Below are 12,135 nucleotides of genomic sequence, written 5' to 3'. Positions count from 1 at the left end.
GGGCGACGGCGTCTGCCGGGCGGCTCGGTCAGAACGTGCCGAGTTTGATGATCGACAGCAGCGCGATCAGCTGGATCGCGGACGCGGCGAGCGCCTTGGGCCACGGCAGGTCGTGCGACTTGGCCACCATCGTGGTGAGCAGGGCGGCGGCGCCCAGCCAGGTCGCCCAGCCGAGGAGCTGGACGAAGCCCTCGTCGCCGCCGAGGAACATGCCGACGATCAGTCGCGGGGTGTCCGTGAGGGACGCGATCAGCATCGACATGCCGACCGTGGGCTGCCACGCGCCGTCGCCCTGGAGCTGGCGGGCCAGCGTGTGGGTGACCACGCCGAGCACGAAGAAGCTGATGGTGATGGCGATGCCGGTGAACAGGACGTACGGGATCGCCGTGCCGAGCGTGGCCTTGATCACGTCCTCGCGGGCGCCGTCGAATCCGAAGACCGCCAGCAGCCCGTAGAGGAACGTGACGATGAGGGCCGGGGCCCACATCGCGTAGTCGCGCATCTGCAGGTACGTGGGCGCGGGGCGCAGGATCACGCCGCTGAGCAGCTGCTTCCAGTGCAGCCGCGGGCCGACCGGGCCGGGCGCGGAGCCCGCCTGGTACGTGGCGCCCTGGGTGTAGGCGTCCTGGTTCTGGCCGTACGGGGCCTGCTGGCGGCCGTACGCGTCCGCGTTCTGGCCGTACGGGGCGCCCTGGCCCTGGGGGTAGGGGTCCTCGTGCACGGAGAACGCCTGGGTGTGGCCCGGGTTGTTCGCCGCGTACGGGTCGTAGCCGCCCTGCGGGTGCCGGGGCGTGCCGGGGTCGCCGAAGTACTCCGGCTCACCGTGCCCGTCGCCGCTCTGCGGCCACTGCCGGCCTCCGTAGTGCTGCGGTTGCCCCTGCGGCGCTTCGCGGTTGTCCCGGCCGCGTCCGTTCCTGAATCCAGCCACCCGTCGAACGTACCTGGTTTCGCCGGGCGTGTGCCGGGCCCGCGGGGTGCGGGCCCGGCTTTGCGTCTGAGCTGTGACATCCCCTAAGGGACCCGCCCGAGGGGGCGGCCGGGCTCAGTCGGCGAAGTTCATGCCGAGCCCCGGGGTGCCGCTGGCGGAGATGCCGAGCGTGGCCACGTAGTACTCGGACCTGCCGGAGAACGTGCCGTCCGCGTTGGAGTGCAGGGTGTACACGGCGCCGTCGTCGGCGTTCTCGCCCATGGCGCCCACGACGATGTCGCCGCGGCCGTCCGTCTCCAGGTCGTCCACGTGGACGTCGGAGCCGAAGTAGTCGTTCTTCTCACTGTTGTTGGGGACGCGCGGGCTGTTCTGGCTGAAGAACTGGGAGCCCGTGCCGGTGATGCCGGAACCGTCGGCCGCGCCGTACAGGACGGTGATCGAACCGGCGTCGGTGGCTCCGTCGACGTCCTCGCCGGGGGCGCCGACGACGAGGTCGAGGTGGCCGTCGCCGTTCACGTCGCCGAGGTCGATCTCGTCGCCGAAGCCGTCCTCCTTCTCACCCGCGCCGGGCACCCCGGCGGTGTCCTGGTCGATGGTCTGGACGGAGGCGGCGGGGCCGCTCGCCGTGCCCTTGGCGATCAGGACGGCGCCGCCGAGCTGGGCGTGCGGGATGCTGTCGTCCCAGCTCAGGCCGAAGACGATGTCGCCGCGGCCGTCGTTGTTCACGTCGCCCACGTCCGTGATGATGCCGGCGGGCAGCTTCTTGTAGCCGGCCGCCGTCACGCCCGAGGCGGATCCGGGCAGGTAGAAGTTGGCGTCCCAGCCGTCCTCGGTGTCCTTCTCGAAACCGTTGACGAGGAGGTCGTCCTTGCCGTCGCCGTTGATGTCGCCCGAGTGCAGGTTGCGTACGCCGGCGTCACCGGTGTGGATGGGCGCGGTGACGGCGTAGGTGCCGTGCGTCGCCCCGGACCTGCTGATGCCGCCGCGTATGACGTCGACGGTCGCCGAGAACTTCGTGCCGACGGCCAGGTCGTCCTTGCCGTCGCCGTCGAAGTCGCCCGCCTGGAGGGCGAACCCGAACAGGTCGTGCTTGGTGGGGCGCGGGTCGGTGACGGTGGTGCCGCCGGACAGGCCGTTCGCGGAGCCCCACAGGATGGTCACCATGCCGCCGTCCACGTCGCTGCCGACGTCCTCGCCGGAAGCGCCCACGGCGAGGTCGTCGAAGCCGTCGGCGTCGAAGTCGCCGTAGGCGAGGTCGCCGCCGAAGTTGTCCGCCTTCTCGGCGGAGCCGGGGACGCCGGCGCTGTTCTGGCTGATGGTGGTGTGCTTGGCCGTGTTGCCGTAGACGACGCTGATCTGGCCCGCGGCCTGCTGGCCGGAGACGGTGGCGAACGCGACGGACGCGGCCACGTCCGCGTACCCGTCCCCGTTGAAGTCGGCGTCGCCCGCCGCGACCTGCGGCGCCGCGGCCGAGGCCGGGCCCGTCGCGGCGAGGAAGAGGCCGCCGGTGAGCGTGAGCGCGGCGGCGGTCGCCGTGATGAGGCGGAGACGGGCCGGGGCGGAGGTGCGTCTGGGCTGGTCCATGTGCGGTGGGCTCCTGCGGCGTGAAGGGGGATGCCTGGCAGGCATCCGGCGTCTGTGTGGTGCCGTCCGGTGGGTGTTTGACGGGAGTTGTCCCGGCCGCCACCCGTTGTTCGGCGCACAGGAGACTTCTTGCGGGGCACAAGGGTTGTACGGGGCACGCAATTCGTTCCGTACGCGAAGAGGGCACCCCGCACAGGCGGGGTGCCCTCTTGCACGCGGCGGACGCGGCTACTTGACCGGCTCCGGTTCCGGCGCGTCGGCCGGCTCCGGCTCGCCCGCGGGCGGCGGGTCGGAGGGGGTCTTCACCGAGTCGAGCAGCAGCTGGGCCACGTCGACGACCTGGACGGACTCCTTGGCCTTGCCGTCGTTCTTCTTGCCGTTGACCGAGTCGGTCAGCATGACGAGGCAGAACGGGCAGGCGGTGGAGACGATGTCCGGGTTGAGCGAGAGGGCCTCGTCGACGCGCTCGTTGTTGATGCGCTTGCCGATCCGCTCCTCCATCCACATGCGGGCGCCGCCGGCGCCGCAGCAGAAGCCGCGCTCCTTGTGGCGGTGCATCTCCTCGTTGCGCAGACCGGGGACGCTGGAGATGATCTCGCGCGGCGGCGAGTAGATCTTGTTGTGGCGGCCCAGGTAGCACGGGTCGTGGTACGTGATGAGGCCCTCGACCGGGGTGACGGGGACGAGCTTGCCCTCGTCGACGAGGTGCTGGAGCAGCTGCGTGTGGTGGATGACCTCGTAGTCGCCGCCGAGCTGCGGGTACTCGTTGCCGATCGTGTTGAGGCAGTGCGGGCAGGTGGCGACGATCTTCTTGACCGTCTTCGGCTTCTTCGACTCGGCCGTGACCTTGCCGTCGTCGTCGTACTCCTCGCCGAACGCCATGTTCAGGGCCATGACGTTCTCCTGGCCGAGCTGCTGGAAGAGCGGCTCGTTGCCGAGGCGGCGCGCGGAGTCACCGGTGCACTTCTCGTCGCCGCCCATGATCGCGAACTTCACGCCCGCGATGTTCAGCAGCTCGGCGAAGGCCTTGGTGGTCTTCTTGGCGCGGTCCTCCAGGGCGCCGGCGCAGCCGACCCAGTACAGGTACTCGATCTCGGTGAGGTCCTCGATGTCCTTGCCGACGACCGGGACCTCGAAGTCCAGTTCCTTGAGCCACTCCAGGCGCTGCTTCTTCGCCAGGCCCCAGGGGTTGCCCTTCTTCTCCAGGTTCTTGAGCATCGTGCCCGCCTCGGACGGGAACGCGGACTCGATCATCACCTGGTAGCGGCGCATGTCGACGATGTGGTCGATGTGCTCGATGTCGACCGGGCACTGCTCGACGCAGGCGCCGCAGGTGGTGCAGGACCACAGGACGTCCGGGTCGATGACGCCGTTCTCTTCGAGGGTGCCGATCAGCGGGCGCTCGGCCTCCGCGAGGGCGGCGGCGGGCACGTCCTTGAGCTGCTCCTCGGTGGCCTTCTCCTCGCCCTCCATGGACTTGCCGCCGCCGGCGAGCAGGTAGGGCGCCTTGGCGTGCGCGTGGTCGCGCAGCGACATGATGAGGAGCTTGGGGGAGAGCGGCTTGCCGGTGTTCCAGGCGGGGCACTGCGACTGGCAGCGGCCGCACTCGGTGCAGGTGGAGAAGTCGAGCAGGCCCTTCCAGGAGAACTGCTCGACCTGGGAGACACCGAAGACGGCGTCCTCGGCCGGGTCCTCCCAGTCGATCGCCTCGCCCTGCGAGGTCATCGGCAGCAGCGCGCCCAGCGACGTACCGCCGTCGGCCTTGCGCTTGAACCAGATGTTGGGGAAGGCCAGGAAGCGGTGCCAGGCCACACCCATGTCGGTCTTCAGGGCGACCGTGATCATCCAGATGAAGGAGGTCGCGATCTTCACCCCGGCGAAGAAGTAGGTGAGGGTCTGGAGCGTGGAGACGTCCATGCCCTCCAGCCAGTTGACCACCGGGTAGGAGATGAAGAACGAGGACTCGTACGAGCCGACGTGGTGCTGGGCGCCTTCGAGGGCGTGCAGCATGAAGATGCAGACGCCGACGATGAGGATGACGGCCTCGACGAAGTACGCCTGGCCGAAGTTGGAGCCGGCGAAGCGGGACTTGCGGCCCGGCTTGCGCGGCAGGCTCAGCTGGCGGACCACGATCAGCACGAGGATGCCGAGCACCGTCATGGTGCCGATGAACTCGACGAAGACGTTGTAGGGCGCCCAGTCACCGATGACCGGCAGCAGCCAGTCGGCCTGGAAGAGCTGGCCGATGGCGTTGACGATGGTCAGCAGGAGGGTGAAGAAGCCCACCGCCACGAACCAGTGCGCGACACCGATGATGCCCCAGCGGTTCATCCGGGTGTGGCCGAGGAACTCCTTGGCCACGGTGACGGTGCGCTGTACGGGCTCGTCGGTGCGGGTGCCCGCGGGCACGTTCTGGCCGAGCCGCATGAAGTTGTAGATCTGCAGGACGGCGCGGGCGAACAGCGCCGTGCCGACCACGATCAGAACCAGCGACACGATGATCGCGGCGAGTTGCATTGGGGGCTCCTCGGGCCTGCGAGGTGGTCTCGTCGTTGACGTACCAGTGATTACTAAGCGGTAACTTATGCAGTCCGTCTGAGACTACCCACTTACGCGATCGCAATGTAGTCGCCCGGGTCGTGATCTGTGTCGCTGAGGGCACCCTGGGTGGGCGGTGTCCGGACGGCGCGCGGGCGCGGAAGCGGATCGTGTTATTCGCACCATATGTGGACAAAACCGAATAGCTTATGGGGGGCCTCGACGGGCACGCCCCCGGGGCTACCCCGATCCACCGCCTCCACCCTGCTTCTCCTGCTTCCTTCTGCTTCCCCCGCTTCCACCCCGCTTCCACCCGGTGTCCCTGGGACGCCGCGACCGCCGAGGGGCCCACGATGACCGCAGCTGCGACGTGTCCGGCCACCCCGGCCAAGGCCTGAGCGTGCTGTACGGGACCGCCGCCGCGGCGACCGCCCTGCTGCTCTCCCTCACCCTGACCGCCGGGGTGCGCCTGCTCGCCGCCGGGGACACCCGGCGCGGCGCGCGCCGGACGCGGACCCGGGCCGTGCCGCGGCTCGGCGGGGTCGCGGTGGCCGGGACGCTGGCCGTCGTCGTCGGGGCGGGGACCGTCACCGGCCGCGTCACACCGGACCCCGACACCGGCGCCCTGCTGCTCGCCGCGGGCGCCGTGGCCCTCCTCGGCTTCCTCGACGACCTCAGGCCGCGCGGCGCGCGGGCCCGCGTCGCCGTCCAGGCGGCGGCCGCCGGCGTGGTGGTGCACGGCACGCAGCTCGGCCTGGTGGCGGGCGCGGTGGCGGCCCTGTGGATCGTCTTCGTGACGAACGCCTTCACGCTCCTGGACGCCTTCGACGGAGCCCTGGGCGTGGTCGGCGCCGTCACCGCGCTGGGCCTGTGCGTCTGCGCCGGGGCACGGGGGGCGGAGTCGCTCGCCGTCGTCCTCGGGCTGCTCGCCGCCGCGCTCACCGGTTTCTCGGCGCACAACTGGTATCCGGCCCGGGTCCGCGCAGGGTCCTGCGGCACCCTGCTCACCGGGTTCCTCCTGTCCTGCGCGGCCCTGCTCGTCACCACGGGGCCGGCGAGCGCGGCCACGCCCGCCGCGCTGTTCGCCCTGACCGTCGTGGTGACCACCGACGCGGCGCTGGTGGTGATGGCGCGGCGGCTGGCCGGACGCGGGGTGCTGCGCCGGGGCCCGGACCACATCGGGCACCGGCTGCGCCGGCTCGGGCTCACCCCGCCCGGGATCGCCGTGGCGCTGGGCGCGGCGACGGCGCTCGGCACGGCCACGGGGGTGCTGCTGCACCGGGGGACGGTCGGCGCGCCGGTCGTCTGGTGGCTGGCCGGGGCGGCGCTGGTCTCCGTGGCGCTGCTGCTGCGGGTGCCGGTCCCCGCGGGGCGCGGGCGGCTGCGGCCGGGCCGGGCCGGGGTGATGCGGGCGGAGCTTTGAGGCGGGCGTATCTGAGGGCGGCGGCGCCCGGACACGTACAGACGGACGGGTGCGCGTACGTACCGCATACGTACGCGCACCGGCACCCAGACACAGGCACACAGGCGCGCGCATACGGACAGGCACACAGGCACGCGCATACGCCCAGGCACACAGGCACACGCACACGTGAGGGAGCAGACGGATGACGGGTCTCGGCCGGATGCGGCAGCTGGCGCGGCAACTCGCCCACTTCGAGATCGACCTGGTGCTGGACTCGGGCGGCCAGGACGGTGCCTTCGGGCGGGCGCTGCGGCGGCGCGGCTACCGGGGCCGGATCGTCTCCTTCGAACCGTTCGGCGGGCCCCGGGCCGCGGTGCGCCGGGTCGCCGCCCGTGACGGGGACTGGCACGTGCTGCCTTACGCGCTCGGCGACCGGGACCGGGCGTGGGTGCGGCGCCTGGACGGGGTCTGGGAGGACGTCGTAGCCCCCGGGGAGCGGGTGCTGCTCCAGGTCGACTCGGGGTCCGAGCTGCCGCAGGTGCTGGCCGGGGCCGGGGAGTTCGGCGGTGACCTGGCGCTGGTGCGGACCGGGGTCGCGCACGAGGCGGTGTTCGCGTGAGGGTCGCGCTGGTCCACGCGTTCCGGGGATGGGCCGCGTCCGGCGACTCCGACGACTCCGACGACCCGGCCGAGGCCGTCCTCGAACAGGCCGCCGCCCTGGGCCGCGCGGGTCACGACGTCCGCGTCGTGGGTGTCGACGGTGGCGTCGGCGGCGTCGGCGGCGTCGGTGGCGGCGTCACCCGCACCGACGGCCCGCGCCCCGCGTCCTGGCAGGCGGCGCGCCGCGTCGCCGGCCTCGTCGCGGCGCACGGGCGCAGCCCGCTGCCCGCGCTGCGCGCCTTCGCGCCGGACGTCGTGCACGTCCACACCGCGGCCCCGGGGAGCGCCGGGTCCGCCGGGTCCGGCCTTTCCTGGACAGCCGAGTGGACCCGCCCGCTCGTGGCGACGCTGCACGCCCCGCACCCGGGCGCGCGCCTCACTGCGCTGCCGCGCGCGTGGGCGGCCGCGTCCCGCGGCGGGGTCCGGCGCGATCCGCTGCTGCGGCGGGCGGACCGGGTGATCGTGCTCTCCGAGCTGAGCCGGGACACGTACGAGCGGGCCGGGCTGCCCGCGGAGCGGCTCACCGTGCTCCCGCACCTCGTCCCGGTGGCGGACGGTCCGGCCGGTGCGGGCGGCGGTGACGCCTTCGTGGTCGTCGGCCGGCTCACCCCGGAGGAGCGGGTCCTCGACCTGCTGCGCCACTGGCCCGCGGGGCGGCGGCTCGACGTCGTGGGGGCGGGTCCGCTGGAGCCGGCCTGCCGGGCGGCGGCGCCCGCGTCCGTGCGGTTCCTCGGCGCCGTCGAGCGGCCCGCGCTGCGCCGCCTGCTGCCGGGCTACCGGGGGCTCGTCCATCCCGGGCCGTGGGCCGCGGGCGCGGTGCCCGCCGGTTATCCGCGGGCCCTGGCGGCCGGGCTGCCCGTGCTGGCGTTCGAGGGGTCGGCGGCGCCGCGGGCCGTGCGCTCCGACGGCACCGGCACCGTCGCCGCGTGGGACGCCCCGCTGGCCGCGGCGCTGGACGCGGCCGACCGCATCTTCCCCACCCTGCGCGAACACTGCCGGGGGGTCTGCGCGAAGCGGTACGGCGAGCGGGCGTGGGTGGAACGGACGGAACACCTGTATGCCCAGGTCGTGGGGGCGGCGGGGGGCTGAGAGGCCGCTCTACAGTGCGGCCGCTCTACAGTGCGGCCCTTCGGCGTGCGGCCCCTTCGGCGCGCGGCTGTTCGGCGTGCGGCCTCTTCGGCGTGCGGCCTCTTCGGCGTGCGGCTGTTCGGCGTGCGGCCTCTTCGGCGTGCGGCTGTTCGGCGTGCGGCCTCTTCGGCGTGCGGCTGTTCGGCGTGCGGCCTCTTCGGCGTGCGGCCTCTTCGGCGCGCGGCTGTTCGGCCTGCGGCCCCTCCGGCCTGCGGCCGTTCGCCGCGCGGCCCCGCCCTACGGAGTCGTTCGCCCCGTCGGGACCGCGCGGATCACCGTCACCACGTAGGGCGCCACCATCAGCAGTGGTGCCCGCAGGCCGGTGTGCCGCCAGCAGTAGACCCACCACTGCCGGACCGGCAGGTCGGGCGCGGGGGAGCGGCGGCGCAGCGCCGCGCGGACGCCGATGACCGGCTCGCGGGAGCCGAAGGGCGCCGACGCCGGGCCCGCGGGGCGGTGGGCGACATGGCGGTCGCCGACGTGCCGGGGGGCCACGTAGGCGGGGACACCCGCGCGCCGGGCGCGGAAGCCGTGGTCGTAGTCGCCCATGCCGTGCCGGAAGACCTTGTCGATGTCGCCTACGCGCTCCCGCACGCCCCAGGGCAACAGCACCACGTCGCCGTCGTACGTGTCGCAGGGCTCGGGGGTGCCGTCCGGTTCGACGAGGGCGAGCGCGCGGCCGTGGCGGCGGCGGCCCGAGTGGACGGTGGCGCCGCGGTGCCGGACGGCGCCCACCACGACGGCCTCCTCGTCGAGGGCGGCGGAGACCCCCAGGAGCTGGGCCAGCGCGTCCGGGGCGAGCAGGACGTCGTCGTCGAGCCACAGCTGGTGCGTGGGCTCGGCGAGACCGGCCGCCCGGCTGTTGCGGCTGGCCAGGCGCATGCCCTCGCCCCAGCGGACGTCGGCGCCGACGACCGTCACCTGGACGCCGGGGTGGGCGCGGCGCACCGTTTCGGCGGTGCCGTCCGTGGAACCCGCGTCGACCAGATGCACCCGTACGCGGGTACCGGCCGGCAGCGAGCGCTGCGCGGCGAGGGCGTCGAGGGCCGCGAGGGTGGTGTCGCGGCGGTCGTGGGTGGTCATCAGGACGGCTACGACGGCGACCCGGGGCAATTCCACGGAGACTCCTCACGATGTGCGGCCCGCTGACGACTGGTTGAACGTGCTGGTCAGGGGTGGTGTGTCAGAATCCTGCCCATAAGCGCAGGATAAAAGTTGAGTGAGTTCGACTCATGTCTGTTGACGCGGAGGGGGGTGGTGTTGCAGTCTTGAGTCAGTTCCACTCAAGTATCAGCTGGAGGAATCGAAATGGCACGTGCGGTCGGCATCGACCTGGGCACGACTAACTCCGTCGTCAGCGTTCTCGAAGGCGGCGAGCCCACCGTCATCACCAACGCCGAGGGCGCCAGGACCACGCCGTCCGTCGTCGCCTTCGCCAAGAACGGTGAGGTGCTCGTCGGCGAGGTCGCCAAGCGCCAGGCGGTCACGAACGTGGACCGGACCATCCGCTCCGTCAAGCGCCACATGGGCACTGACTGGAAGATCGACCTGGATGGCAAGGACTTCAACCCGCAGCAGATCTCCGCGTTCATCCTGCAGAAGCTGAAGCGGGACGCGGAGTCGTACCTCGGCGAGAAGGTCACGGACGCGGTCATCACCGTCCCGGCCTACTTCAACGACTCGGAGCGCCAGGCGACGAAGGAGGCCGGCGAGATCGCGGGCCTGAACGTCCTGCGCATCGTGAACGAGCCGACGGCCGCCGCTCTCGCGTACGGCCTCGACAAGGACGACCAGACGATCCTCGTCTTCGACCTCGGTGGCGGCACCTTCGACGTGTCCCTCCTGGAGATCGGCGACGGCGTCGTCGAGGTGAAGGCCACGAACGGCGACAACCACCTCGGTGGTGACGACTGGGACCAGCGCGTCGTCGACTACCTGGTCAAGCAGTTCAACAACGGCCACGGCGTGGACCTCGCCAAGGACAAGATGGCGCTCCAGCGCCTGCGCGAGGCCGCCGAGAAGGCGAAGATCGAGCTCTCGTCCTCGACCGAGACCACGATCAACCTGCCCTACATCACGGCCTCCGCCGAGGGCCCGCTGCACCTGGACGAGAAGCTCACCCGCGCCCAGTTCCAGCAGCTCACGTCCGACCTGCTGGAGCGCTGCAAGACGCCGTTCCACAACGTCATCAAGGACGCGGGCATCCAGCTCTCCGAGATCGACCACGTCGTTCTCGTCGGTGGCTCGACCCGTATGCCCGCCGTCGCCGAGCTCGTCAAGGAGCTGACGGGCGGCAACGAGGCGAACAAGGGCGTGAACCCGGACGAGGTCGTCGCCATCGGCGCCGCCCTCCAGGCCGGTGTCCTCAAGGGCGAGGTCAAGGACGTCCTGCTGCTCGACGTCACCCCGCTCTCCCTCGGCATCGAGACCAAGGGAGGGATCATGACCAAGCTCATCGAGCGCAACACCACGATCCCGACCAAGCGTTCCGAGATCTTCACGACGGCCGAGGACAACCAGCCGTCGGTGCAGATCCAGGTCTACCAGGGCGAGCGCGAGATCGCGGCGTACAACAAGAAGCTCGGGATGTTCGAGCTGACCGGTCTGCCGCCGGCCCCGCGCGGTGTCCCGCAGATCGAGGTCGCCTTCGACATCGACGCCAACGGCATCATGCACGTGACCGCCAAGGACCTCGGCACGGGCAAGGAGCAGAAGATGACCGTCACCGGTGGCTCCTCGCTGCCGAAGGACGAGGTCAACCGGATGCGCGAAGAGGCCGAGAAGTACGCGGAGGAGGACCACGCCCGCCGCGAGGCCGCCGAGTCGCGCAACCAGGGCGAGCAGCTCGTCTACCAGACGGAGAAGTTCCTCAGCGACAACGCGGACAAGGTCCCCGGTGACGTGAAGACCGAGGTCGAGGAAGCCGTCGGCGAGCTGAAGGAGAAGCTCAAGGGCGAGGACACGGCCGAGATCCGCACCGCCACCGAGAAGGTCGCCGCGGTCTCCCAGAAGCTGGGCCAGGCCATGTACGCGGACGCGCAGGCCGCCGGCGCCGAGGGCGCTGCCCCGGGCGCCGAGGGCGCCGAGGGCCCGAACATGTCCAAGGACGACGACGTCGTCGACGCCGAGATCGTCGACGACGAGAAGGACCAGAAGGGTGGCGCCGCCTGATGACGGAGGAGACCCCGGGCCTGGGCGGCGAGAGCGCCGAGCAGCCTGACGTCCCCTCCGGCGCCGCCGACGACGCTGCGCCGAAGGCCCCCGAGCCCTCCACCCAGGAGGGCCCGGAGGCCCCGGCCGGGGACGCGAGCAAGGAGACCGAGCAGGACGCGGGCCTGACGGCCCAGCTGGACCAGGCACGTGCCGCGCTCACCGAGCGCACCACGGACCTCCAGCGCCTGCAGGCCGAGTACCAGAACTACCGGCGCCGGGTGGAGCGGGACCGCGTGCAGGTCAAGGAGATCGCGGTCGCGAACCTCCTGACCGAGCTGCTGCCCATCCTCGACGACGTCGGCCGGGCCCGTGAGCACGGCGAGCTGGTCGGCGGCTTCAAGTCCGTCGCCGAGTCGCTGGAGACGGTCGCGGCCAAGCTGGGCCTCCAGCAGTTCGGCAAGGAGGGCGAGCCCTTCGACCCGATGGTCCACGAGGCCCTGATGCACAGCTACGCGCCGGACGTCACCGAGACGACGTGTGTGGCGATCCTGCAGCCGGGTTACCGGATCGGCGAGCGCACCATCCGCCCCGCGCGGGTGGCGGTGGCCGAGCCGCAGCCGGGCGCGCAGGCCGGCACGGCCGACGCGGCGGACGCCTCCGAGGCGGACGCGGAGAAGGAGAGCGGTGGCCCGGACGAGGGCTGACGTGATCCGCGGAGCAACTGATGTGAGTGAGGAGG

9 protein-coding genes are annotated in these 12,135 nt (G+C 71.9%); 5 read left to right on the top strand and 4 right to left on the bottom strand.

Annotated elements, in window-relative coordinates:
• Positions 1–28: 28 nt before the first annotated feature.
• The 3 genes from ACIBW6_RS15465 to ACIBW6_RS15455 all read right to left on the bottom strand — a co-directional run bounded on the left by ACIBW6_RS15465 (position 29) and on the right by ACIBW6_RS15455 (position 5,029).
• Complete coding sequence (locus ACIBW6_RS15465; RefSeq protein WP_399059819.1) at positions 29–928, bottom strand: YIP1 family protein; 900 nt, start codon at positions 926–928, stop codon at positions 29–31.
• Between the two features lie 114 nt (positions 929–1,042).
• Positions 1,043–2,512: an FG-GAP repeat protein gene (locus tag ACIBW6_RS15460; RefSeq protein ID WP_399059818.1), complete on the bottom strand. Its 1,470-nt coding sequence runs from the start codon at positions 2,510–2,512 to the stop codon at positions 1,043–1,045.
• 228 nt (positions 2,513–2,740) lie between these two features.
• Entirely contained in the window at positions 2,741–5,029 is a 2,289-nt protein-coding gene (locus ACIBW6_RS15455) for a (Fe-S)-binding protein (RefSeq protein WP_399059817.1), read from the bottom strand.
• Positions 5,030–5,450: 421 nt separating this feature from the next.
• Between ACIBW6_RS15455 and ACIBW6_RS15450 the strand changes: the two genes are divergently transcribed.
• From ACIBW6_RS15450 to ACIBW6_RS15440, 3 genes are all read left to right on the top strand, one after another.
• Positions 5,451–6,473 (top strand): MraY family glycosyltransferase, encoded by a 1,023-nt coding sequence (locus tag ACIBW6_RS15450; protein ID WP_399059816.1) that lies wholly within the window; start codon positions 5,451–5,453, stop codon positions 6,471–6,473.
• A gap of 184 nt (positions 6,474–6,657) precedes the next feature.
• Positions 6,658–7,074, top strand: a complete 417-nt coding sequence (locus tag ACIBW6_RS15445) for a hypothetical protein (RefSeq protein ID WP_399059815.1) — start codon at positions 6,658–6,660, stop codon at positions 7,072–7,074.
• Positions 7,071–8,204: a glycosyltransferase gene (locus ACIBW6_RS15440; protein ID WP_399059814.1), complete on the top strand. Its 1,134-nt coding sequence runs from the start codon at positions 7,071–7,073 to the stop codon at positions 8,202–8,204. Before ACIBW6_RS15445 ends, ACIBW6_RS15440 begins: the two co-directional genes overlap by 4 nt.
• Before the next feature lie 276 nt (positions 8,205–8,480).
• Here ACIBW6_RS15440 and ACIBW6_RS15435 read toward each other — a convergent pair whose 3' ends face one another.
• A complete protein-coding gene (locus tag ACIBW6_RS15435) occupies positions 8,481–9,326 on the bottom strand; it encodes a glycosyltransferase family 2 protein (protein ID WP_399060030.1) in 846 nt (281 codons plus the stop codon).
• Between the two features lie 225 nt (positions 9,327–9,551).
• Between ACIBW6_RS15435 and dnaK the strand changes: the two genes are divergently transcribed.
• Positions 9,552–11,414, top strand: a complete 1,863-nt coding sequence (gene dnaK, locus ACIBW6_RS15430; protein ID WP_399059813.1) for a molecular chaperone DnaK — start codon at positions 9,552–9,554, stop codon at positions 11,412–11,414.
• A complete protein-coding gene (grpE, locus tag ACIBW6_RS15425) occupies positions 11,414–12,100 on the top strand; it encodes a nucleotide exchange factor GrpE (RefSeq protein WP_399059812.1) in 687 nt (228 codons plus the stop codon). Before dnaK ends, grpE begins: the two co-directional genes overlap by 1 nt.
• Positions 12,101–12,135 lie beyond the last annotated feature (35 nt).

Source organism: Streptomyces sp. NPDC049813 (genome assembly GCF_044465085.1).
GTDB lineage: Bacteria > Actinomycetota > Actinomycetes > Streptomycetales > Streptomycetaceae > Streptomyces.
This window is presented reverse-complemented; position numbering and strand designations above follow the sequence as displayed.